18 protein-coding genes are annotated in these 23850 nt (G+C 66.3%); 6 read left to right on the top strand and 12 right to left on the bottom strand.

Going from position 1 to position 23850, the window contains the following annotated elements:
• Positions 1-141, bottom strand: a 141-nt coding sequence (locus VGM20_15270) for a prepilin-type N-terminal cleavage/methylation domain-containing protein (protein HEY4102230.1), incomplete at its 3' end; no start/stop codon positions are given.
• 270 nt (positions 142-411) lie between these two features.
• Between VGM20_15270 and VGM20_15265 the strand changes: the two genes are divergently transcribed.
• From VGM20_15265 to VGM20_15255, 3 genes are read left to right on the top strand one after another with little or no spacing between them, the layout of a single operon-like run.
• Positions 412-2118 (top strand): tetratricopeptide repeat protein, encoded by a 1707-nt coding sequence (locus VGM20_15265; GenBank protein HEY4102229.1) that lies wholly within the window; start codon positions 412-414, stop codon positions 2116-2118.
• The gene (locus VGM20_15260) at positions 2115-3734 is read left to right on the top strand and encodes a tetratricopeptide repeat protein (protein HEY4102228.1); all 1620 of its coding nucleotides are present in this window, start codon (positions 2115-2117) and stop codon (positions 3732-3734) included. The genes VGM20_15265 and VGM20_15260 overlap by 4 nt, the downstream gene beginning before the upstream one ends.
• Positions 3731-5635: a glycosyltransferase family 39 protein gene (locus VGM20_15255; protein HEY4102227.1), complete on the top strand. Its 1905-nt coding sequence runs from the start codon at positions 3731-3733 to the stop codon at positions 5633-5635. Before VGM20_15260 ends, VGM20_15255 begins: the two co-directional genes overlap by 4 nt.
• Positions 5636-5646: 11 nt before the next feature.
• On the opposite strand, the gene VGM20_15250 is transcribed toward VGM20_15255, so the two are convergent.
• Positions 5647-6471, bottom strand: a complete 825-nt coding sequence (locus VGM20_15250) for a glycosyltransferase (GenBank protein ID HEY4102226.1) — start codon at positions 6469-6471, stop codon at positions 5647-5649.
• On the bottom strand, positions 6468-7298 hold the full coding sequence (locus VGM20_15245; GenBank protein HEY4102225.1) for a class I SAM-dependent methyltransferase: 831 nt from the start codon (positions 7296-7298) through the stop codon (positions 6468-6470). Before VGM20_15245 ends, VGM20_15250 begins: the two co-directional genes overlap by 4 nt.
• On the opposite strand from VGM20_15245, the gene VGM20_15240 reads away from it, so the two are divergent.
• Positions 7276-8943: a hypothetical protein gene (locus tag VGM20_15240; protein HEY4102224.1), complete on the top strand. Its 1668-nt coding sequence runs from the start codon at positions 7276-7278 to the stop codon at positions 8941-8943. The genes VGM20_15245 and VGM20_15240 overlap by 23 nt on opposite strands.
• Here VGM20_15240 and VGM20_15235 read toward each other — a convergent pair.
• From VGM20_15235 to VGM20_15220, 4 genes are read right to left on the bottom strand one after another with little or no spacing between them, the layout of a single operon-like run.
• Positions 8940-10931, bottom strand: coding sequence for a hypothetical protein (locus VGM20_15235; protein ID HEY4102223.1), 1992 nt, complete (start codon positions 10929-10931; stop codon positions 8940-8942). The two genes, VGM20_15240 and VGM20_15235, sit on opposite strands and share 4 nt — an antisense overlap.
• Complete coding sequence (locus VGM20_15230; GenBank protein HEY4102222.1) at positions 10928-12919, bottom strand: hypothetical protein; 1992 nt, start codon at positions 12917-12919, stop codon at positions 10928-10930. Before VGM20_15230 ends, VGM20_15235 begins: the two co-directional genes overlap by 4 nt.
• Entirely contained in the window at positions 12919-14301 is a 1383-nt protein-coding gene (locus VGM20_15225; GenBank protein ID HEY4102221.1) for a sigma-54 dependent transcriptional regulator, read from the bottom strand. The genes VGM20_15230 and VGM20_15225 overlap by 1 nt, the downstream gene beginning before the upstream one ends.
• A complete protein-coding gene (locus tag VGM20_15220; GenBank protein ID HEY4102220.1) occupies positions 14298-16025 on the bottom strand; it encodes an ATP-binding protein in 1728 nt (575 codons plus the stop codon). Before VGM20_15220 ends, VGM20_15225 begins: the two co-directional genes overlap by 4 nt.
• 56 nt (positions 16026-16081) lie before the next feature.
• Here VGM20_15220 and VGM20_15215 point away from each other — a divergent pair, with 56 nt between their 5' ends.
• On the top strand, positions 16082-16462 hold the full coding sequence (locus VGM20_15215; protein HEY4102219.1) for an RNA-binding S4 domain-containing protein: 381 nt from the start codon (positions 16082-16084) through the stop codon (positions 16460-16462).
• Here the strand turns inward: VGM20_15215 and VGM20_15210 are convergent, their stop codons facing one another.
• The 4 genes from VGM20_15210 to VGM20_15195 form a co-directional block, all read right to left on the bottom strand.
• A complete protein-coding gene (locus VGM20_15210) occupies positions 16463-17176 on the bottom strand; it encodes a molybdopterin-dependent oxidoreductase (GenBank protein HEY4102218.1) in 714 nt (237 codons plus the stop codon).
• Positions 17169-17894 carry a cytochrome b/b6 domain-containing protein gene (locus VGM20_15205; GenBank protein HEY4102217.1) on the bottom strand — a complete coding sequence of 242 codons (726 nt, stop codon included), beginning with the start codon at positions 17892-17894 and terminating at the stop codon, positions 17169-17171. The genes VGM20_15210 and VGM20_15205 overlap by 8 nt, the downstream gene beginning before the upstream one ends.
• 33 nt (positions 17895-17927) lie before the next feature.
• The gene (locus VGM20_15200; GenBank protein ID HEY4102216.1) at positions 17928-19841 is read right to left on the bottom strand and encodes an ABC-F family ATP-binding cassette domain-containing protein; all 1914 of its coding nucleotides are present in this window, start codon (positions 19839-19841) and stop codon (positions 17928-17930) included.
• Positions 19842-19913: 72 nt separating this feature from the next.
• A complete protein-coding gene (locus VGM20_15195; GenBank protein HEY4102215.1) occupies positions 19914-20624 on the bottom strand; it encodes a hypothetical protein in 711 nt (236 codons plus the stop codon).
• 90 nt (positions 20625-20714) lie between these two features.
• Here VGM20_15195 and VGM20_15190 point away from each other — a divergent pair, with 90 nt between their 5' ends.
• On the top strand, positions 20715-22202 hold the full coding sequence (locus tag VGM20_15190) for a YdiU family protein (GenBank protein ID HEY4102214.1): 1488 nt from the start codon (positions 20715-20717) through the stop codon (positions 22200-22202).
• Positions 22203-22205: 3 nt separating this feature from the next.
• Here VGM20_15190 and VGM20_15185 read toward each other — a convergent pair whose 3' ends face one another.
• Entirely contained in the window at positions 22206-23801 is a 1596-nt protein-coding gene (locus tag VGM20_15185; protein HEY4102213.1) for a peptide chain release factor 3, read from the bottom strand.
• Positions 23802-23850: the final 49 nt, after the last annotated feature.

Below are 23850 nucleotides of genomic sequence, written 5' to 3'. Positions count from 1 at the left end.
GACGTCGGACTTCACCGACGCCAGCTTCGCCTTGTCCTTCGTCGCGGCGAACTTCGGGATGGCGATGGCCGCCAGAATGCCGATGATCACGACCACGATCAGCAGCTCGATCAGGGTAAAGCCCTTGCGATTGCGCAACATGTCTCTCTCTCCAGTGATGGTTGCCGAGGAAACTGTGCAGCGCAAAGGTCAAAATAGGGGCCCCGCGTTGCTGGCCGAAAACATTGGCAATCGCGGTGCCACGGCACGGGGCTTGCCGATAAGTTGTTGTCACACAAGGTCTTCGCCGAGATAATCCTGGCGCATTTCGCGGGACTCGGCAGCGGAAAGCCTTGAAGTCTGCAAGTCCGGAGTCAACCGCATGAGAAAACGTCACCTTCCCACTCATTATCCGTGCCGGGGCGAAACGGGATGAATGCCTCCACAAGGCACATCCGCTTCCCGCGTTGGGCCGGGTTGGCGGGACTCGTTCTCCTCGCTCTCGGGTCGACGTTTTCCTGCCTCTGGAACACGTGGGTCCAGGACGACCTGCCGATCATCAAGGTCAACGGCCTGGTCCACACCCTCGCCCATCCATGGGTTCTCTTCGGCCAGGCGTACTGGCCGTGGCCCTATCCGCGAGATCTCTACCGGCCGCTGACCATGCTGTCGTTTGCCGTTCAGTGGGTCGTGAGTGGCGGACACGAACCGATCTTCCGTATCGTCTCCGTTCTCCTCTATCTCGGCGCGGTGCTGGCGGTCTATCGACTCGCCCGCCGATGCCTCGGCCCGGGGGCGGCCTGGGTTGCGGCCGCGTGGTTTGCGATCCACCCGGTCCACGTGGAAGCGGTCGCCGTTGCCGTGAACCAGGCGGAACTTGTGGTGGGGATCCTGGTGGCGATGCTCACGGCTTCATACATCGATCACCGTCGCAGCGGCGACGCGATCACCCGGCGCTCGATGTCGTTGATGGTGTTCGGCTACCTGGTCGCGATGCTGTTCAAGGAAAGCGGTGCCATGCTCCCGGCGATGCTGGTGGCTGCCGAGTTGACCATCATCGACGATGGGCGGACCTGGCGCGAACGCTTCGTACTCCTGCGACCGCTGTATCTCGCGTTTGTCCTCGTTGCCGTATGCGTCGCGGGAGTGCGCACCATCGTCCTCGCCGGAAACACCAAGGGGAGCTTCACCGCCGAGGCGCTTGGCGGGCTGCATGTCGGAGGCCGCGCGATCACGATGCTCGGCGTGGTACCGAAGTGGTACCGGCTCCTGTTCTGGCCCGCGCACCTGCAGGCCGACTATTCACCCGGAGAAATCGTCGGGACAACGCATTGGGGTACCGCGCAATCGTTCGGCGCGTTGCTGCTGATCGCCACCTTCGTCCTGGCGTGGTACTGCTGGCACCGCCGGCCGGTGGTCGCGTTCGGGATCCTCTGGACGGCGATCGGGCTGATCCCGGTGAGCAACGTCCTGATTCCCACCGGAATCGTCCTCGCCGAGCGGACCCTCTTCCTCAGCAGCGTCGGCGTGGTGATCGCCGGTGCCGACATCCTCTGGCTCGCTGGCGCGTGGCTATACAGTCGCGGATCGCCTGGGCGGATCGCCGCGGCGACTGGATCGATCGTCCTGCTCGCGATGGGATTGTCTCGCAGCATGTCGCGCCAGATGGTGTGGCGTGATTCCGCGACGCTCTGGTTCCAGTCGGTCATCGATGCGCCGAGGAGCTGGCGCGCGCACCACGCCTATGCCTCGGTCCTGTTTGGCGTCAACATGAAGAAGACGGCCGAACTCGAGTACCGCAAGGCGATCGACCTCTATCCCGCGGCGGTGCCCGTCTACATCGACCTGGCGGACAAGTATCGTGCTGCAGCGATGTGCGAACCGGCGCTGAATCTGTACAAGGAAGTGCTGGCGATGATGCCGGCACACAATGGTGTACGCGGCTCGGAAGTGGCCTGCCTCCTCTGGCTCGGTCGTTACAAGGAGGCGGCAGTCGAAGCACGCCTCGGCGCGTCGTATGGCCCGCAGCACACGACGCTGGCGCGATACGCTGAAATCGCCGACAGCGCCGACCGGGTGCACGCTCCGCCGCATACAGTCAATCTGCCGCCACCCGTGGACAGCATTCCGAAACGATGACGGCGCGTCGACGGTGGATCGTCGCCACAGTCGCCGTGGCGGGAATCGCCGCGATGGGGCTCAGCATCCGCAACGGATTCGTCTACGACGATGTTCCGGCGATCACGCAGAATCCGCGGGTCACCGACCCGGCACTGTGGCATACCATTCCGGCCGCACCGTATTGGCTCGGCACGCTCTGGCGTCCGGTCACCATCGCCGGATTCGCGGCGCAATGGTGGCTCGGTCACGGAGCGCCGTGGCTTTTTCATCTCGTCTCGCTGGTGATGTACCTCGCGATCGGCGCGCTCCTCTTCGCGGTGATGCGCCGGCTCGGAATCGGTGAACTCGCAGCCGCGGGCGCCACGATCCTCTTTCTGGTCCACCCGGTGCACGTCGAAGTGGTCGCGAACATCGTCGGCCAGTCCGAGCTCTGGGTCGCAATCGCACTGCTCGCGGCGGCGCTGATCTACCTCGACGCCCGGCTCCGGCAGGCGACGACCAGGGCGGTGGTCGGACTGATCGCCGTGGCGATCATCGCCATGGGATCGAAGGAGCAGGGATTCGTGTTGGTGCCGCTCCTCCTCGGCGCCGAATGGACCCTGGCGCTCGACCGGCGGCCTGGAGTCGTCGCACGGTTGCTGGTGCCGGTGACAATGGTGTCGGTGCTGCTCTTTCTCTTTCGCACCAGCGTGCTGTTGTCAGCGACCGGCGAAGTCCCGGCGGCGGCGTTCGGGGGTCAGGGGATCGGTGGCCGGTCGCTGACGTTTCTCGCGATCCTTCTGCGGTACGTCCGGCTGATCGCGTGGCCGGTACATCTGCAGGCGGAGTACGGGCCACCTGGAGTTCCGATCGGCGGGCCGTTTCGCGTCGAACACCTGGTCGGCATCGCGCTGGTGCTCCTGTGGATTGCCGGCTTCGCACGCGCAAAGCGCAGCGCGCCGGTGGTGGCGTTCGGACTGCTGTGGATTGCAATGACGCTGGCCCCGATCAGCAACGTGCTCACGCCGACCGGGGTCGTGATGGCGGAGCGACTTCTCTTTCTCCCAAGTATCGGGTTGGCGATGGTCGTGGGCGGGGTACTCGACCGGCTCGTGGCCACCCGTCCTGCCGATCGTCAAACCGTGTTCCGAACGCTGGTGGCCGTGCTCGCTGCGTGGGGCGCCGGATTGGCGGTGCGAAGTGCCCTGCGCGTGCCGACGTGGCAAGACGAAGCGGACTTTCACGCCGCACTGACCGTGGATGCGCCCGATGCGTACCGCGCGTGGCGGACGGCGGGGATCTACTGGGAAGGCGCGGGAAAGGATTCGCTGGCAATCGCCGACCTCACGCATGCGATGAAGCTCTGGCCGCACGATCCGGAAGTGAATGACCGGCTGGGACAGTTTCTCCGAGCCGATGGACGCTACGCCGAAGCGATTCCGATCCTTGAATCGGGGCTGCGGCTCGATCCGACTGGCTCGTTGCTGCGCGCCAAGTTGATCGAGTGCCTGATGGCCGAGCGGCGATGGGATGACGCCGAACGAATCGCTCGCGAGGCGCTCGATCGTGGCCAGGGCGAATTTGCGTCGGAACTGGTGCGGATTCGCCGGCTTCGAGCGGCGGCGGACAGCTCGGCGACGACGGGCAGCGAGTGATTCTCCTCCCGCTGGTTGCGTGGCTTGCGTGGGTCGCCGCGCTCCAGCGCACGAGATACGGCGTGCTCGAGAGTGGTTGCGCCGCTCTCATTGTCCTGGGTGTCGTCGTCTCGATCGGGACGGAACTGCAATCGGCTGCGGGGCTCCTCAACGCCACCGGGAGCGCAACACTCTGGATCATCGCCAGCGGAGCGGCGTGGATCGTCGCGCGCCGCGCACGGGGGGTCGACACCCACGCGACCATTGATCGTTCTGCACTCCTGGCGCTCTGGCCCGTCGCGCTGCTCCTGGCGCTGACGCTGGTCGTCGCGCTCTGCTCCGCCCCGAATTCGTACGACGGGCTGACCTACCATCTGGTACGGGTGGAACGGTGGATCCAGCAAGGATCGCTGCGGCCGTTCGCCACATTCAACACCCGCCAGCTCTTCATGCCGTCGTGGGCGGAGTATGGCGTGCTGCAGTTCGAGCTGCTCAGCGGTGGTGACCGGTTCGCCAGCATGGTGCAGTGGATCGGATTCGCGGGGGCCTGCGGCGGCGCGGCGCTGCTGGCACGCGTGCTGGGCGGAAGCACTCGTGCGGCGGTGCTCGCCGCGATCGTGGTGGCAACGCTCCCGATGGCGGTGGCGCAGTCGAGCGGGACGCAGACCGACCTCACCGCCGCGTGCTGGTGCGCTGTCGCGTGCGGGTTCGGATACCGCTTCCTGGGTAGCAGGCGACGGCTCGATGCCGCGTTCGCCGCGCTCGCGTTCGGGTTGGCAACCGCGACGAAGCAGACCGGACTCCTCTTCGCTGGAGCAGCACTCCTGCCGCTCATCGTGCTGGTGGCGAGGCGATCGTGGAGGTCCGCGGCAGCGTTCTGTGCGGGACTGTGTGTGGCGATCGCATTGATCGCTGGCCCGCAGATGGCGCGCAATGCGGCAGTGTTCGGCGATCCCGCCGGCGATGCGACCTGGCGCAACGACGCGGCGATGCAGACGCATGCGCCAGCGCAGGTGTTCGTCAACGTGCTCCGGAACCTGAGCTTGCACCTCGGCACACCATGGTCCGGCGTGAACTCAGCGGTGACCGATGGCGTGTCCGGCCTGTCGCGCACGTTGGGTGTCAATCCCGACGACCAACGGACGACGTGGAATCCGAAGTTCATTCCGACACCGTGGAACACCCACGAGGAATCGGCGCCGAATCCGTTGCACCTCCTGCTGATCGCCGGATGCATCGTGGCGCTGTTCCGGTCGCCGCCTCGCAGAACATCGGCGTGGATCGTGATGGCGCTGGCGGGGGCGTTCGTGATCTTCTGCGCCGAACTCAAGTGGCAGAGCTACAACAGCCGTTTGCAGACGCCGCTCTTCGTGCTGGCCGCGGCGATCGCCGCCGGCGAGCTCGATCGACTGGCGAAGGTGCCGAGGCAGATGATCATCGGCATCCTGCTGATCGGCGCGCTTCCGGTCGCGCTCCTCGGGTATACCCGTCCGCTGCTGTCGATTCCGGGGAACACCATCGCGCCGAGGCCCAGTGTACTGACGACACCGAGATCGTTGACGTACTTCATGTACGAGCCGGCGCTGGCGCGTCCGTATCTCGACATCGTCGACCGGATCGCAGCAAGCGGTTGCGGCGACGTCGGGACGCATACGTGGCCTGACGCGTGGGAATATCCCGTCATGGCGCTGACGCGATCGCTCCAGCCGACGACCGTTTTCCGGCCGATCGCGGTGCCGAACATTTCGGCACGCTACGCCGATCAGCCGGGGAAGGTGCCGTGCCTGCTGCTGCAGATCTGGCCGAACGCGGGGAAGCCGCCGTCGTGGGCGGCAGACTGGCAATTGGTGGTGCATTGGGACATGGGGCCGAACCGGGTGGGGGTGGCGTTGTTTGCGCCGCCGGCCTCATCGGGACACTGAGTCAGGCGCCGTCAGCGGGTGGATTCCGATCGATCGGTGGGCGCGCTCGTCGGCAGGGAATGATTGCGCGCGAGCGCCCGGGCATGTTCGTCAAAGATGATCGCTGCCAATTCGGGATTGTCGTACTCGCGTCGGAGCTGCCTGAGCTTGATCGCAAGGATGTCGATCGCGCTGCGCACCGCGTCCGGAAACGGCCGGACCGAGGACTCGAGGTTGCGTCGCAGGTGCACCGGCACCCGCTTCACATCGAGCCCGTGCTTGAGTGCCAGATACACGATCTCCACATCGAACGCGAAACGCCGGGTCCGGATCATCGGAAAAAGCGCGTCCGCCACATCGCCGCGCATCGCCTTGATCCCGCACTGCGTATCGAAGAATCCGCCCGTCACGAGCGAGCCGATGACGCGTGACGCGACTGCCGACAGCATCCGCCGCGCCGGACTCGTCGCCGCCGCGTAGTGCGATCCCGGCAAGGTCCGGTCGCCGATGACGAGATGAAACCCCGACCGATCGATGTAATCCGCGAGGACCGGCAGCAGTTCGCGATCATACGGCATGTCGATGTCCGTGAAGATGCGAATCCGCCCGCGGGCAGCAAGCATTCCGGTACGCACCGCCGCGCCCTTGCCGAGGTTCCTGGAATGCGTGATGAGCCGGACATTGTCCGCATCGGGAAGCGGTGCGGTGCCGAACTCGTTCTCACCATCGTCGACGACGATGAGTTCCCACGTCGGAAAGACAGTCGGGAGGTACGCCGCAAGCACCTCGGCGGTCCGGAGCGCGACCGGGGTCGATCGGAAACATGGCAGAATGACGCTGACGGCGATTTCTGTCACAGTCTTCGCGCCGCAACGAGCAAGTCGTACAATGGATTGATGCGGACTGGCCGCTCGAGCCACGATTGCGGAAGTCGGCGATGAGCGTTGATACCGATCATCTGTCCCACCCGGTCGAGCAGGTACTGCCGGCTGACGACCAGCGGCACATAGCGCATCGACTCGACCTGAAAGCCGCACTCTTCCAGCACGCGGCGCAACGTCGGTCTGTCAAAGAAGAAGAGATGTTCGGGCACCTTGGACCAGCCAAGCCACCGGCGGCCAAGGAGGCGGGCCACCCTGCTGCCCGCATCGGGAGTCGAGAGGACCAACGACCCGCCCGGGCGGAGAATATCGCGGACGGCACGCAGAGTGCACGCGGGATCAGGGAGATGCTCGATCACTTCCCACATCGTGACGACGTCGGCGCTGCCCGGCGCGAAGCCCGCGGTCTCCAGCATCGCATGCCGGACCGGCTGGCCGAGAATGTCACGGGCATAGCCCGCAGCCCATTGACTCGGCTCGACACCTTCGGCGTTCCAGCCCACCGCGCGGGCGCGTTCGACAAAGAGCCCGACCGCTGCACCGACGTCGATCAGCGCGTTGCCGGCGCGGGGATCGGGAAGGTATTGGAGCCGATCATCGAACGTACTGCGGATATTCTCGATTTCTGCGAGATACCGGTCATATCCCGGGGCTCCGGGGGCGCGGTGCGCGAAGTACTGCTCGCCATAGAGGACTTCAAGCGCCGCAGCGTCAGGTTGGGGATCAAGAAACCGAATTCCGCAGGCTCGGCAGGCATGGATCGAGTATCGATCGCCGGCGATGAAGATCGACGGATCCCGCACCTGGCAGATTGGACACGATGATGGTGTCACGCAACCGACCGCGGGCGTCGCGATGACCGACCCGATGACATCGTCACTCCCGGCGCCGCGCCGAGCCCCATCCCGAGCGCAACTCGTGCTCGCTCACCTGGCACCGATTCTCTCCTTGGTCGTTGTCCGCCCGTGGGTGCAAAGCGCATTCCCGGTCTGGGATTACGGGGAGATGCTGCCGCTGTTCCACCGCTCGACCGGCTTGTGGTCGGCCTTCCAGGCGCTCTGCACCTTTACCCGCGCCGACGGACGGGCCAACTACCTGACTTATCTCCAACTGGCTGTCAACTGGGCGATCGCGGGGGACAACACGGTGCTCTGGCAGTGGCAACGTGCCATCCTCATGCTTCTTGCCGCAAGCCTGTTCGTCGCCGTTGTTCGTCGCGCGGGCGGCACGCTCACCGCTGCGGTCATTGGTGGAATCCTTCTCCCGATTGCCGTCCCGTCGACAGAAGGGTGGCTCTTCATCATGGGTGAGCCGCTCGCGGTGGTACTGCTGCTGCTGTTGTTCCTGGCGGCGTCGGGGTATCAGCATACAGATCGATGGCGCATGCGAGCGTCGCTCATCACCGTCCTTGCCGCGGCGGTACTTCTCTCGAAGGAAGTTATCGGCATCTGCCTGCCGGCCGTGATCGCACTGGCTGTCTGCTGGATCCCGGGCACCGGTTTCCGTTTCCCCCGAACGTCTCCGCGGCTTTACTGGCTCACAGGTCTGCTCCTGGTCGTTCTGGTACTGGAGGGCTGGTCGGTCGAATGGGCGCTCTCACACGCAGTCACCCACGCCTACGCCAAGTCATTCGCCGCCGGAAGCCTGTCCTTCGCCGTCTTCTGGAACACGCTGCAGGCGATGGTCCTCCCCGATCGGTTCTGGTCGGCCGGCGCGCAGACAGCCCTGTTTCCGGCCAACGTCGTCTACCTGGCGGTGATGGCGGCCGGCGTGATCATGTGGCTCGGTCGAGGTGCGAGTCGCGAGGGACGGATCTGGATCGCCGGCCTCGCGTCCTGCCCGATCGCGGGCGCATTGCTGTACGCGCTCTGGCCCCGGTACTCGGCCTTCTACGGCATTCCTTTTTTTGTCGCGAGCGCCGGACTCTTCGTCGCTGCACTCGACCAGATCGTGCTGCACGTCAAATCCGGTCGGTGGCTGGCGCTGGCCGCTGGGCTGGTGGTCATCGGGTACAGCGCGTCGGTGTCGGAACGGACGGTCGGCAACAAGCGCTCGATTGCCGATATCGCCGCGGCGATCGCCCGGACCTTTCCGCGCCTGCCGAAGCTCGATACGGTGTTCGTTGTTTCGCCGCGGCAGGGTGGTCGCCATTGGCCGGTGACGGCGCCAGAACTCCGGCAGTACGCAGCAGCGATCGGTGTCCCAGACAGTGCGCTTCCGGTGATCACCGAGGCGACGTGCGAAGCAGTCACTGATCGGCTCCATCAACCGTTACTGCGGAACGCCGTCCTCGACGACCACAATCCCTGCGGGCCGCTCCCCGCCGTGACCCTGCAATGGACCGCAACACCACCCTACTTCGATCTCGGCTCGTGGCAGCGCAAGCATGATCAGGAAGAAGTGGACATCCTCGCGCCCAGCTGGATTCTGACGCGCCCCACGCGCTAGTCCTGTTCCCATTCCCGGCGCATTGAATCCAGCGGAACGCGCTCGAAGCGGAGTGGACTTCCCAGCCGGTTCCCTTCGGTGACGATCCATATCGGCATGCCCGGATGTTGGGCAATCGCGAGCGAATCGAGCGCGTGCAGGTCGCGGACGAACACGTTGCTGCTGCCGTGTTCGACGAGAAATGGCGTATACAGTGTAAATCCGGCGCGGTCCTCGGTAATCCGGCGGCCGCATACCGGAGTCAGTGACTCGCCCGGGAGGAACCGGACCGTGGTGTCGGGAAGGTTGGTCACCGTGATCAACCGTGCCGAATCTCCGCGAAAGGGATCAAGGCGTTGCTTGAGCTGCGCCGCGTCACCGTGATCCTTTTCGGTCGCCGTGATCGCGCCCTCGAGACGGCAGGCGTCGGTCGTTCGATAGATATGGTCTGCATCGGTGCGCGTGACGCCCAGTCCCCACATCCGCGCCACCATCTGACCGCCCCAGCTCTCGCGCACCAGCACGACGGCATTGTGCACACCACTCTCGGCTGCCAGGCGATCGATGTCGAACCGCATCGAGAGCATACCGTTGCGATACTGCTCGGCCCGAATCGGGATGCCGGTGGCCGCGCCGAGCAGGAGCGCCGTCGCGCCGGCCACGACCGTCCCGCGCACGACTGGAGCGACCACGCGCCGTGCTCGCAGTACCGCCGGTAGCCGCGCAGTCCACCATGCCAGCCACGGAGCCAACGGCAGGAAGAAGCGCGGCCCGAGATAGAACCCGTCGTGCCAGTAGGCGAAGTATCCCAGCACCACGAGTCCCGACGCCGCCAGCACCCAGCGATCAAACGCCCGTACTCGTCGTGTCAGCGCCAGCGCCAGCGTGGCAAATGCCAGTGACGGTCCAACTGCCTCGAAGAGGTAGTCCTGCAGCCGCAGGAAGTAGAGGTTGATCAGTTCCAGTCCACGCGCCGGCGTGTGCGCCGGCCCCCAGGGCGCAGCATGGAAACCGATCTCGTGCGACTTCCCCCACATCGCGATGTAGCCGAACTCGAAGGGATGACCCGTCTGCTGTGAGTTGACGTAGAACATCACCGCCATCGGCAGTGCCACGCCGACCCCGCTCAGCAGCAGCGCGGCGAGGTGCCCACCTCCTGCACGCGCACGCCAGAGCAACCACCCTGCAGCCGGAAGTGCGAACGCCGCTGCATCGGTCGGACGGATCGTCGCGGCAATGCCGAGGGCCAGTCCCATCGCCAACGCCGCGCGAGGATGCGGCCGGTCATCCTCCACCGCCCACGCCAGCGCCAGCGCCGCGGCCAGCACCCACGTCGTCGTGGTGACATGGTTCATCATCGACCCGCCAAGAAAGACCGTGAACGGCGCGAAGGCGTAGAGCAGGACCGCCGCGAGCGCTGTTCCGTCCTCTGCTTCGACGCGGCGCAGCAATCGGGCGAAGAGATACACGCCGATTCCGGTCGCGACCGGCCCCACCAACCATGCGGCGTGCAGCAGCACACCGAGCGCCAGCATCGCCGGCCCACCCACCGGGAACTGCCCGTACACCTTCCCGTCCCAGTCGAGGAGGTGCATCGCGCTGGTGAACTCGGTGTACTTCTGTGCAGGAAGCCAGAAATGTCCGGCTGCGATGATGCGAGCCTGATAGAGCTGGATGACTTCGTCGATCAGCAGCGGTTTTGCGGAGAGGATCGTTTGCGCCACGACGGCGCAGACGGCAATGGACACCAGCGCAATGAACGCATCGGCATTGCGATCGTGTGTACGCCAACGCGCGGCGATGCGAGTCCATCCACCTTCGCGCCAGAGCCTCGGCCATCGGCGCACCGACATCGCGGCGAGAATCCCGACGCCCAGTGCGATCGCTCCGCCGCTCAACCACTCGCTCAGCCGGCCCGCATACCACGGCGCATCGTGGCCACCGGGAATCCAGTTGGCAATCGGCAACCAGCCGAACACCAGCAGGATCAGCGCAGCGACCTGGGTCACGGCATCATCCAGTCACGCTCCGCGGAATCCGCCGACACGCGCTCGAAGCGGAGCGGCGCCCCGGCCTGCGGCGCTTCGGTCAGCAGCCACACCGGCGTGCCATGCGAGAACGGATGCAACAGGGAATCAGTGGCATGCAGATCCCGCACGTAGCGATTCCCATGCCCGTGAACCAGCAGGAGCGGCGTATAGGTCACGAAACCGGCGCTGTCTTCCGCCATGCGGCGCAGGCACTTCGGGCTCAACGCCGATCCCGGCACAATACGGACAGCAGTATCGGAGTGGGCCCGGTTCACGACGAGGCGGGCTGAATCGCCGCGAAACGCGGCAAGGCGGCGGGCGAGCCCCGCGGGCCCGCTCCCGTCCGCCCGGGTCTCGTCTATCGCCGATTGCAACCGGCAGGCGTCGTTCCAGCGATAGTCGTGCTCCGCATCGGCGCGATTCACCCCCATCGCCCACATCTCCGCCACGAGCTGGCCGCCCCACCATTCACGCACCAGCACCAGCGCGTCGTGGACGCCCTGCGACGCCGCGGCCGAATCGACATCGAAGTGACGCGAGACATCGGCGTTGCGATACTGTTCGGCGCGAATCGGGACGCTGGTCGCTGCACCGAGGAGGAGTGCTGTCACCCCTGCGGCCACCGTGCCGCGGACCACCGGAACCGCCACCGCTCGCGCCCGCAGCACAACCGGAAGCCGGGCGGTCCACCACGCGAGCCACGGTGTCAGCGGGAGGAAGAAGCGCGGTCCCAGATAGAAGCCGTCGTGCCAGTACGCGAAGTAGCCGAGCACGAGCAGCCCCGACGCCGCGAGCACCCAGCGATCGAACGATCTGATTCGCCGGGTCAAGCCCAGCGCCAGCGTCGCGAAGAGCAGCGACGGTCCCGCCGATTCGAAGAGGTAGTCCTGGAGCCGCAGGAAGTAGAGGTTGATCAGCTCCACCCCGCGCGCCGGCGTGTGGGCGGCGCCCCATGGTGCGGCGTGAAAGCCGATCTCATGCGACCTCCCCCACATCGCGATGTACCCGAATTCGAACGGATGACCGGTCTGCTGGGCGTTGACGTAGAAGAGCGCCACCATCGGCAACGCGACGCCGAGCCCGCTCAGCAGCAGCGCTGCGAGATGGCCCCTCCCCGCACGCGCGCGCCACAGCAGCCACCCCGCGGCCGGCAGCGCAAACGCGGCGGCATCAGCCGGACGGATCGTCGCTGCTACACCAAGCGCCAGTCCCAGCAGGAACGCGGCGCGCGGATGCGGCTGGTCATCCTCCGCGGCACATGCCAGCGCCAGCGCCGCAGCGAGCACCCACGTCGTCGCGGTGACGTGGTTCATCATCGTTCCACCGAGAAAGACGGTGAACGGTGCAAAGGCATAGAGCAGGAGCGCGGCGAGCGCCGTCCCGTCGTGCCCCTCGACCCGCCGCAACAACCGCGCGAAGCAATACACTCCGATGCCGGTCGCGACCGGTCCCACCAGCCAGACCGCATGCACCAGCACGCCGAGCGCCAGCATCGCGGGGCCGCCCACCGGAAACTGCCCGTACACTTTCCCGCCCCAGTCGAGGAGGAGTTGTGCACTGCTGAATTGCGGGAACTGTGGAGCGGCCAGCCAGAGATGACCGGAGGCGAGGATGCGGGCCTGGTAGACCTGGATGATCTCGTCGATGAAGAGCGGTTTCGTCGAAAACGTCGCGCGCGACACGAATGCGCACACCACGATGCACAGCACGGCGATCACGCCGTCGGCGCGTCGATCCAATCCTCTCCATCGTCGCGCGACCGCGGCCCACGCGCCGTCGCGCCAGAGCCGGGGCGATTGTCGAAGCACGATCGCCGTGACGATGCCGACACCCAGTGCAATCGCGCCGCCGCTCAACCAGTCAGTGAGACGCGTGGCGTACCATGGCGCGTCGTGGCCGCCGGGAATCCAGTTGGCGATCGGCAACCAGCCGAACACCAGCAGGATCAGCGCGGCGGCCTGGGCCACTATTTCGCCTCGACCTCTTCGTAGCGGGAGAGCTTGCGATAGAGTGTGCTGGGGTCGATCCCGAGTGCTTCGGCGGCGCGGGTCTTGTTTCCGCCCTCGGCCTGCAAAACGAACATGATGTAGGCCCGTTCGATCAGGTCGAGCGGCGGATTCGGCTGCGCGCGCTCGGCGATCAGCGGCTCCTTCTTCTGCCGGGTGATCCGCTCGGGAAGATGCTGCGGCTCGATCAGCGATCCCTTGGTCAGCACCGTCGCGTGCTCAAGAGCATTCTGCAGCTCGCGCACGTTACCGGGCCACTCGTACACCATCACCGCATCGAGCGCTTCGGCAGACAACGCCTTCACATCCATGCCACGATCGCTGGCCAGATCCTGGAGGAAACGATCGATCAGCAGCAGGAGGTCGTCACGCCGATCGCGAAGCGGCGGAAGATCCATCGCCAGCACGTTGAGCCGGTAGAAGAGATCGGAGCGGAAGTTGCCTCGCCGGACTTCTTCGTCGAGGTCGCGATTGGTCGCGGCGATGATGCGCACGTCGACGGGAAGCGCCTCGGTGGCGCCGACCGGAATCACTTCGCGCTGCTGCAGCACCCGCAGCAGCTTGACCTGCAGCGACGGCGGCATTTCGCCAACTTCGTCGAGAAAGAAGGTGCCACCGCGCGCCGCCGCGAAGAGTCCCTGCTTGTCGCGCACGGCGCCGGTGAACGACCCCTTCACGTGACCGAAGAGTTCGCTCTCGAGCAACGTCTCGGGAAGCGCGCCGCAGTTGATCGACAGGAACGGCCCCTCGGCGCGCAGAGACGCGTCGTGGATATAACGCGCGAGCACTTCCTTGCCGGTGCCGCTTTCGCCGCCGATCAGCACGGTGGAGTCGGTCGGCGCCACCACGTCGGCGAGGCGCAGCACGTCGAGGAATCGCCGCGATTTTCCCACCGGCCGGGTCACCACCGGGCGCGGGCCGCCGCCGGTGCGCCTGATTTCCTGCTTGAGCTGCTTGTTCTCGACCCGGATCTGCCGGAACTCGCATGCCCGCCGGAGAATCGCGAGCAACTCATCATTGGCGAATGGCTTCTGCAGGTAATAGAAGGCTCCGGCGTTCACCGCCTGGATCGCGCTCTGCAGCGAGGCCTGCGCGGTCATCAGCAGGACCGGAGTGATCGGATCGGCCTCCTTCACCGCCTGCAGAATGTCGAGACCGGTCACCTGCGGCATCCGTACATCGGTCAGGACCAGGTCGGGAACACCGGCGCGAATCGCATCGAGCCCCGCCTTCCCTCCCTGCGCGGTCGTGACCTCGAATCCTTCCTTCTTGAGCAGAATGCGAAGGGTGTCGAGAATGCCGGATTCGTCGTCGATGACCAACACGGACGGCTGCTGGCTCATGCCCTGTCCTCCCGGTTCCAAGTCACTGGCAGAAAGATCGAAAAGGTGGTCCCCGCGCCCGGTGCGGTGACGAAGTCGATGATGCCACGGTGCGCCGCCACCGCGCGCTGCACGATGGCGAGGCCGAGACCGCTCCCGCCCGGCCGCCCGCTCACGAACGGTTCGAAGAGTCGCTCGCGCACGGATTCGGGGATCCCCGGCCCGTTGTCGCGGACGATCAGTTTCACTGGCCGGTTGACCGACCCGCTCAATCCCTCGCCCGGCCGTGCGAGACCCGCGGAGACGACGACCCGCCCCTTCCCGGCCAGCGCCTGCGCCGCGTTCAGCAACAGGTTGCTGACGATGCGATTGAGCAGGTCGGTGTCGGCGTCAAGTTCAACCGGCTCTCCTTCGACGACAACCTCTACTCCGCGGGCTTCGGGATGTTCACGAATCACCCGCGCCGAGTCATTCACCAGCGCCAGCAGATCGAGCCGCTCGAAATTACTGGCGCGCACCCGGGAGAAATCGAGAAACTCGCTCAGGAGGCGGTTGAGTCGCTCGCTTTCGCGCATCACCAGGCGCGCCAGCGTTTGGTCATCTTCATCCGGACCGACCGATCGCGCCAACTGTTCGACGGCGCTGCGAATCGCCGCCAGCGGATTCCGGATCTCGTGCGCCAGCGAGGCGCTCAACGCGGCGACCGCTTCCAGCCGCTCGGCACGCAACCGGTATTCCTGGAGGCGCTTGAGATCGGAGATGTCGGTGAAAATCGCGGTCACGACGCGGCGATTGCTTCCGGGCCGGATGAAGGTCGTGGTACTGAGGCCGACCGGAAAGAGCGACCCGTCCGATCGGCGGACCTGCGCCTCACCGCGCGCGATCCGTCGCCCATCGGTCAGGCCGCGTTCGATCGCGTCGTGAAGCTCCCGCGACCGCGCGCGAAGGACATCGAGCACCGGTTGGCCCGGTACGAATCCGACGCCGTTGCTTCCCAGGATCGTGCGCCCGCGCGGATTCAGGTAGCCGAGCCGCCCGTCGCCGTCGATCGAGATCACCCCGGACTGGATGCTGCCAAGAATTTCGTCGGCTTCGAGTCGGGCCTGAAGCAGCGCTGCCGTGAGTGCGCGCTGCTCGCGCGATGCATCGGTGAGACGGTTCCCCAGCACGGCGATCAGCGCACCGACGAAGGCGATCACTCCCACCTGGGTCCAGAATCGCATGTCGGGCGGTTCGAGCGGCGCCCGGATGCTGACCGCGATGTAACATGCCACCGCAAATCCCACGGCGAGAAGGCCGCGTCCCACGGGGAGGAGGAGCGCGTAGACCGTGACCAGCGCCACGTACAGGGCGGCGACGGACGTTGCCGCGGCGCGGGTGAACGAGATCAGCGACGTGACGACAATGATGTCCACCGCGGCCTGCAGCAGCAGCGCGCTCGGCCCCGGAATCGTCGCGAGCCGCCGGAAGATCCGCCATGCCAGCCATGCCGACGCGAGCAGCGCAACCAGCATCACACCGAGGATCGATCCGAGCGCGGCGTCGGTCTGACCCTGGATCGGACCGAGCGCGCGTCCGAGGGAGAGCGCCATCAGGAGCAGTCGTGCGAAGATGATCCCGCGCAGCAGCGTCCGCGGACCCGGAATCGAGAGACGCCCGAGTCCCCGCGCCGATTGCGGCGTCGCAACGGGCAGGTCGCCGCTCGGTTCGTGGGCGACAGCGGAGGATGGCGGGGTGGACGTCAAGATCCGAAATATGGTGTGTGGTAGAGGCCAGCACTACGGCAGACTAGAGTTGATGGATGTCCGACGAGAGCGTGCGCCTCGACAAATGGCTATGGGCGGCCCGGTTCTTCAAGACCCGCTCGGCGGCGACTGAAGCGGTGAATGGCGGGAAGGTGGATGTGAACGGTGACCGCGCCAAGCCGGCCCGCTCCGTCCGCCCGGGCGATACCGTTCAGCTGCGGATCCCCCCGTACGACTATCGGCTGCTGGTCACGGGGACGGCGGAGCGCCGGGGATCGGCCGCGGCAGCGTCGGCACTCTATCAGGAGACGCCCGAATCGCGTGACGCGCGCGAACGGCTTCGCGAGCAACTCCGCCTCGCGCCGGCATTCGAGCGGGAGGGCAAGCCGGGAAAGAAGGATCGCCGCGCCTGGGATCGCTGGCGCGGCCGCAGCTGATCAGAGGCCGCCGAACCAGGGATACCCCATGTCTTCCCAGTAGCCGCCCGGCTTCGTATCGGTGAAGGTGACGCGGGTGAGATACTTGGTGAGCTTGTACCCGAGCTTGATCGGCGAATAGAGCCGCAACGGCGCCCCGTGTTCCGGCCCGAGCGGATGCCCCTCGAAGCCATCGGCGAGAATCGTCTGCGGATGCATCGCGCTCTCGATATCCCAACCGTTCATATAGTTGTCGTCGAACGAGTCGAACCGGACATATCGCGCGCCCGACGTCGGACCGACCAGTGCCGCGATCGTCGAAAACGGCACGCCGCGCCATGATTTCACCACCGACCATCCTTCCACGCAGTGATGGGTCACCGAATAGCTGATGTGCGGCAGCGCGCCGAGCATCTCGGGCGTGAACTGCGTCGGCGTCCGGACCAGCCCGCCAACCTCGAGGCGCCATGTGGCCGGATCACTCAACTGCGGCAGATGCTTCGAGATGTAGTACGCCGGCATCTGGCCGCGCGGCGGTTGCGTCGGATTGGCGGTGCGGTGCGTCACCGCCTGAAGGTCCTCGCCAAGCTGGTTGTTGAAGGCGATGACGCGGTTGAATACCGGCTGCAGCCGGCGGCCGCCGTCCCAGCCGCACGCGGCAAGCGCCGCCGGAATCGCCGGGACGATCGCGCGGAGAAAATCCCGGCGCGGGAGATGCGGGCGCGGATCACTCATTCGCCGTGAACCTGCCGCGATACCGTCCGGTGATGATGGCGCGAAGCGACGCCGGGTCGGAGGCGAAGACCGCGACCACATGCACCACGATGAACGCCATGAACGTCCATACCGCGACGAAGTGCCAGTAGCGCGCCCACTCGTAGCCGCCGAAGATCGCCGTCAGCCAGGAGAGCTGCACCGGCTTGGCGATCGCGAATCCGGTCGCGATCGAGAGCATCGCCAGGAGAAGCACGACGGTGTACGCGCTCTTCTGCAGGGCGTTGTGCTTCCCCTGCGGCGGATGATCCCGGCGCAACCGGAGATAGTATCGCGTCATCTGCCATGCTGCGGGAATGTCGCGCGGACGGAAGAGAATCGCGCGCCATTCGCCGGAGAAGATCAGGAAGAGGACGTACGCCACGCCGGTGATGGCAAACGGCCACGCCAGCGTGAAATGCCATCGCAGGCCACCGGCGAGCCACCCCCCGAGCGTGACGGCATGGGGAACGCTGTAACGCGTCGCGTCAAAGGGATTCGGCGCGCCGAAGGTGTTGCCGTGATAGCCGAAATGGGAATAGGCGGCGTAGATCTGCAGGCCACTCGCGATCATCCCGGCCAGAAAGAGCGCGTTGAGCCAGTGCGTGACCCGTACCAGGACGCCGTGCCGCCGGATGCCGCGCGTGCGGCTCCCGGCGCGATCGGGCGCAGCGTCGAGGGGGTGAGGCGCGGTGGTCATCGGCACGCTCCGGGATGGCGTGAAATCTAACGATCAGCCCTCGTCAAGCGCCTTGGTCGCCACATCCCATGCGGCGTACGCCTGGTCGAGGGCGCGCCGCGCCCGGTCGCGCGCCGCGGTCAGTGCCTTCGCATCGACGGCGGGAGTCGAGTTCTGATAGAGCGCCGGATTGGCCAGCTCTCGTTCGAGCCGCTGCAAATCCTCCTCGCTGCGCGCCACCAGTTCCTCCGCCTGGGCCAGCGTCCGTTCCGCCGTCCGCCGCCGCGAGGCATCCGATCGCTGCGGCGGCGCCGGCTTCTCCTCGGCTGCGCGTCGCGCCCTCGCTTCGGCCGCCGCGGGACGGGCGGCGGCCCGCTCCGCCTCCCATTCCGCGAAGCTCCCGGGGTAGTCGCGGATCGTTCCCCCTTCGAGCGACCAGATTCGTGTCGCAAGCGCGGTCAGCAGCGCCCGGTCATGCGTGACGAGGATCACCGTGCCCTCGTATTCCTCGACGGCGTCTTCGAGCGCCTCGATCGATTCGACATCGAGGTGATTGGTCGGCTCGTCGAACACGAGGAGATTCGCTTCCTGCAGCATCATCAGCGCCAGCGCGACCCGGGCGCGCTCGCCCCCGGACAGCGATGACGCGCGTCGCTGCACCGAGTCGCCGGAAAAATCGAAGCGGCCGAGATGGCCCTGGATCTGGCCGCGATTCCACGCGGGACGCCGCGCGGCGATCAGCTGGTACAGCGTGGCGGCGGGATCGACGTCACCGAGATCCTGGCGGTAGTACGCGGTGGTGATCGACGGCGTGATGCGGACCGATCCGCCGTCGGGCGCCCGCTCGCCCAGAATGGTGCGCAGCAGCGTCGACTTCCCCGCGCCGTTGGCGCCAATGAGGCCGACCACATCTCCCCGTCGCAGCGCGCCGGACCATGGCGCGAGAAGCTGCCGAGTACCCACGCGCACTTCGAGCCGCTCGGTGGCAAGGACCTGATCACCACCACGCTCGCCGGGCGCGAACGCCACGGCCATCGCGCCGTCCGAACCCGGCGGCGGCGAGAGGCGCGGCATTCGCTCGAGCCGGCGGCGCCGCCCTTTCGCCTGGTTCGTCTTCTGACCCGCGATGTTGCGCCGAATGAAGTCTTCCTCCGCCGCAAACTTCGCGTCCTGCTTCCTCACCGCGCGTTCGAGCGCCATCCGCCGCTCGGCGCGCTGCACGATGAAGCGCTGATAATTCCCGCTGTACGGCGTGGCCGTGTCACCCTCGAAGTGGAGGACGTGATCGGCGACGGCGTCGAGAAAGGCGCGGTCGTGCGAAATGAGCAGCACCGCTTCGTCGAGATCGTGCAGGTACGCTTCGAGCCACCGGGCAGTGGCGAGATCGAGATGATTGGTCGGCTCGTCGAGGATCAGCAGGTCGGCCGGCGCGGCGAGCTGTCCCGCAAGGGCGAGGCGTCCCCGCTCGCCACCGGACAACGTTTCGGCATCGCGCGTCTTCGCGTCGACCGGGTCGAACCCCAGCCCCGCCAGCACGGCGTCGACCCGCGCCGCGGCTTCGTAGCCGCCGCCATGCTCGAACCGCTCAAGATCGCGCGCGTACCGGTCGAGCATCTCCGGCGTCACGCGGTCGCCCATCTCGCCGATCGCGTGAGCCTGCGCGCCCAGGTCGTGCTCCAGCTGCAGCAGCTCCGCGAATCCCCGCGCCGCGGCGTCCCACACCGTCCGGGCACCGCCCAGGTCGCGATACTGGTCCATCACCGCGACGCGCATCCCCGGCGTACGCGCGACCACACCGCGATCAGGCTCGCGCGAGCCGATCACCAGCTGCATCAGCGTGGTCTTGCCGGTCCCGTTACGACCGACCACACCCCACCGTTCGCCGCGCTCGATCTGAAAGGTGATGTCATCGAAAAGGACGTCGGCGCCGAAAGAGACGCCGAGCCCACTGGCTGAAATCAACGCCACGGCAGGTCCGGTTGCGGGGCGGGAAACGTAATCCGTACCGCCCCGCCGGGCAGGTGCGGGCGGCGGGGCGCGCTAGTGACTCGAATCGCCGCCGTGAATGTCGACCTTGGCGTGGCCTTGGGCGTCGTTGATCTTCACCGAGCCGCTGTCGCCGTTGATCTGCACGATCGGATGCCCATGCGCATCACGGATCACGACCATCCCGTGATCGCCATGCCCGTCGATATGGACGATCTCCTGCCCATTCACCTTGATCGACACCTTGTCGTCGGCGGCCTGGATGTCGACGTTCCCCGAATCACTGCTGCCGGTGCCGCGATACGCGTGCTCGTGGAGATCGTCGATGTCGTCACCCGGCGCATAGAGCGTCACGGTCTTCCCCGACGGCTCCAGGATCACGTGTCCGAACGGCATCAGGTCGAGCTCAGCCGAATCCGCCTTCGAGACACAGGCGAAGCGGGTGTGGCTTCCGAACGGTTGGCCATTGGTCACCCGAAGCACGCAATCGTTCACCGCCGACACGCTGCCACTGTCCTTCATTGCGACGGTGAGGACCGCCGAATCGACCATCCCTGGTTGCGACCGGATGAACTGCAGGCGCTGAATGTCGCCAAGGCGGCGACCGTCGACCCGGAAGCCGGCGTCGACCATCAACGGCATCGCAGACGGGAAGTTGCTCTTCACGAAGCTCGTGCCGCGGTTGATCCCCTTGGCCACCAAGAGTCCCACGCAGAAGATCGCCAGCATCCCGGCGACGATCCCCATCCAGTATTTCCGAGTCATCGGCGCGCTCCCGCCGGCCCAGCCGGCATTGTTGCAATCCTAAACGTATCCAACCCGACCAAGGTTTCAGCGGGCCGATACCTTTCGATCGTGACCCGCCATCTCGACGACCTGACCTGGGACAACTCGTTCGCCCGGCTCCCCGGAATATTCTACCAGCGCGTCACGCCGACTCCGCTCACCCAGCCGCGGCTCGCGGCCTTCAACCCCGATGCCGCCGCACTGCTCGACCTGGGCCCGGATGCCGGCGGCGATCCCGATTTTGTCGCCGGAATCAACGGCGATCGACCGATCGCGGGTACCGATCCGGTGGCGGCAATCTACGCCGGCCATCAATTCGGAGTCTGGGTTCCACAGCTCGGCGACGGACGGGCCATTCTCCTCGGAGAGGTCGTCAATGACCGGCACGAGCGGTGGGATGTTCAGGTCAAGGGATCGGGGCTGACGCGCTTTTCACGGATGGGCGATGGACGGGCGGTGCTCCGCTCCACCATCCGCGAATACCTCGCCAGTGAGGCGATGCACGGCCTCGGCATTCCAAGCACACGCGCGCTCGCGATCGTCGCGAGTGATCTGCCGGTGTACCGCGAAACGGTCGAGCGCGCCGCAGTCCTGGTCCGGATCGCCCCGACGCACGTCCGGTTCGGCAGTTTCGAGGTCTTCGCGTCGCGGTCGATGTTCGACGCGGTGGCACAGCTTGCGGATTACGTCATCGGACTCCACCTGCCGCAGTTGCTGACTCTCGCGGCCGCCGAGCGATATGCAGGCTGGTACCGCGAGGTGGTGTCACGCACCGCGCGGCTGATGGCGGCGTGGACGGCGACCGGCTTTACTCACGGTGTCCTCAATACCGACAACATGTCGATCCTCGGGATCACCCTCGACTACGGCCCGTATGGCTGGATCGATCGCTACGATCCCGGCTTCATTCCCAATCACTCTGATCCAGCCGGCCGCTACGCCTTCGACCAGCAGCCGATGGTCGGGCTCTGGAATTGTGCCCGGCTCGGCGAGGCGCTCCGGTCGCTGCTCACGGAGAGCGACATACTCGCGTCGCTCGAGTCGTATCGCGAAGTGTTCGACGCGGAGCTGGGGCGGTTGATGCGCGCCAAGCTGGGACTGGTCGCGCACGAGCCGGACGACGCCGACCTCGCGACAGCGTTGTTCGCGATCCTGAACGCCGCCCGCGGCGACTACACGCGAGCCTTTCGCGCCCTGTCGCGCGTCACTTCCGCGACGAATCCCGACGCCAGCAGCAGCGCAGGCGCGGTGCGCGATGCGGTCGAGCAAAGCCCAGCGATCGAACCGTGGCTCGCGCGGTACACCGCGAGGCTCCGCCGCGAGCACTCGATCGACGCGGAGCGGCACCAACGGATGCTGCGAACCAATCCGAAGTTCGTCCTCCGGAACTGGATGGCGCAGGAAGTGATTGTGGCGGCGGAGAGCGGAGAGTTCGCGTCGATTGACGAGCTGCGATCGATTGTCGCGGCGCCGTTCGACGAGCATCCCGGGGCAGAGCGATTTGCAGGCCGGCCGCCGGCGTGGGCGGCCGATCTGGCACTCAGCTGCAGTTCGTGATCGTCACGGCGCGACGTCGAGGAATTCGAGCCCCTCGCCCTTTTCCAGTGTGTGCCGCAGCGACCACTCATCCTCGAAGAGAAGGATCGAACTCCCCTTGGCGTCGTAGAGGCGCAGGCGCGATCGCCCCTCGACCACGCGTTCGATCGCGTCATCGCTCCCGCGGACCCATCGCGCCAGCTTGAACGGCAGCGGCTCCAGCTTGCACGGCACGCCGTACTCGTTGTCGAGCCGGAAGAGGAGCACGTCAAACTGGAGCAAGCCAACCGCACCGATGATCGGGACCGGGCCGGCAATCGACTCCTGATAGAAGACCTGGACCGCACCCTCTTCTCCGAGCTGGCGGAGCCCGGTGTCGAGGTGCTTGCGGCGCAGCGGATCGGCCACGACGACGCGGGCGAAGAATTGCGGCGCGAATCGCGGAATACCGCTGAAGGTGACGTCACCGCGCAGCGACAGCGAGTCCGATACCCGCAACGTTCCGCGGTCGTGCACGCCGATCACGTCACCGGGCCACGCCTCCTCGATTTCCACCCGTTCGCGCGCCAGGAACTGCTGCGGTTGCGACAGGCGGAGCGCCTTGCCGGTGCGTGCCAGCGACACCGTCATCCCCGCCGTGAAGCGACCCGAGCAGACGCGCACGAACGCGATCCGGTCGCGATGCCTCGGATCCATGTTCGCCTGGATCTTGAAGACGAAGCCGGTGAATTCCGCGTCGTCGGGTCGGACATCGGCCGGTGTCGCCGGCCGCGGCAGCGGGCCAGGTGCGTGATCGAGGAAGTCGTGGAGGAACGGTTCGACGCCGAAGTTGGAGAGCGCCGATCCGAAGAACATCGGTGAGAGTGTTCCATCGAGGACCGCGCCCTCATCCCATGCATGTCCCGCATGATCGAGGAGGTCGAGTTCATCGCGCAGGGTGCTCGCCCCCTCCGGGCCAAGGAGCTCGGCGAGTGCCGGATCGTCGAGCGACAGGCGGCGGGTGCCGACCAGTGTCGCTCCGTGATCGGCGGCGCGGTCGAAGAGGAGCGCTTCGCGGCGGCGGCGGTCTGCGACGCCCACGAATCCGGAGCTGGCGTGAATCGGCCAGGTCACGGGGTAGATGCCGAGACCGAGATCGGCCTCGACGTCACTGACGAGCTGCAACGGGTTGCCGCCCGGCCGGTCGCATTTGTTGACGAACGAAAAAATCGGCATCCGGCGCAACCGGCAGACGTCGAACAGCTGTCGAGTCCGTTCCTCCACGCCACGACGATTGTCGAGAAGCATCACGGCACTGTCCGCCGCGATCAGGGTGCGATAGGTGTCCTCGGAAAAGTCGGCGTGACCGGGCGTGTCGAGGAGGTTGACCTGGTAGCCGCGATACTGGAACTGCAGCACACTCGACGTGACCGAGATGCCGCGCTGCCGCTCGAGCTCCATCCAGTCCGAAGTGGCATGCCGTGCCGCTCTTCGCGCCTTGACCGACCCGGCGAGATGAATCGCGCCGCCGTAGAGGAGCAGCTTTTCGGTCAGCGTCGTCTTCCCGGCATCGGGATGCGAGATGATCGCGAAGGTGCGCCGGCGGAGCGCCGGTTGAACGGTTTCGGAAGCGTCGGCCATGGGTGGGTGCCAAAGGTACCACGATCGAGATTCCCAATTGGGCGCCGAC

The organism is Gemmatimonadales bacterium (assembly GCA_036500345.1).
In the GTDB taxonomy this organism is placed as follows: Bacteria; Gemmatimonadota; Gemmatimonadetes; order Gemmatimonadales; family GWC2-71-9; genus Palsa-1233.
Note: the sequence above shows the minus strand (reverse complement) of the source record. Positions and strands in the feature narration are given on the sequence as shown.

Bases quoted from the DNA above. Each gene is read 5' to 3' on its own strand.
- VGM20_15265 (HEY4102229.1), top strand. From the start codon at position 412: ATGAATGCCTCCACAAGGCACATCCGCTTCCCGCGTTGGGCCGGGTTG.
- VGM20_15260 (HEY4102228.1), top strand. From the start codon at position 2,115: ATGACGGCGCGTCGACGGTGGATCGTCGCCACAGTCGCCGTGGCGGGA.
- VGM20_15240 (HEY4102224.1), top strand. From the start codon at position 7,276: ATGAAGATCGACGGATCCCGCACCTGGCAGATTGGACACGATGATGGT.
- VGM20_15225 (HEY4102221.1), bottom strand. From the start codon at position 14,301: ATGAGCCAGCAGCCGTCCGTGTTGGTCATCGACGACGAATCCGGCATT.
- VGM20_15215 (HEY4102219.1), top strand. From the start codon at position 16,082: ATGTCCGACGAGAGCGTGCGCCTCGACAAATGGCTATGGGCGGCCCGG.
- VGM20_15210 (HEY4102218.1), bottom strand. From the start codon at position 17,176: ATGAGTGATCCGCGCCCGCATCTCCCGCGCCGGGATTTTCTCCGCGCG.
- VGM20_15205 (HEY4102217.1), bottom strand. From the start codon at position 17,894: ATGACCACCGCGCCTCACCCCCTCGACGCTGCGCCCGATCGCGCCGGG.
- VGM20_15195 (HEY4102215.1), bottom strand. From the start codon at position 20,624: ATGACTCGGAAATACTGGATGGGGATCGTCGCCGGGATGCTGGCGATC.
- VGM20_15185 (HEY4102213.1), bottom strand. From the start codon at position 23,801: ATGGCCGACGCTTCCGAAACCGTTCAACCGGCGCTCCGCCGGCGCACC.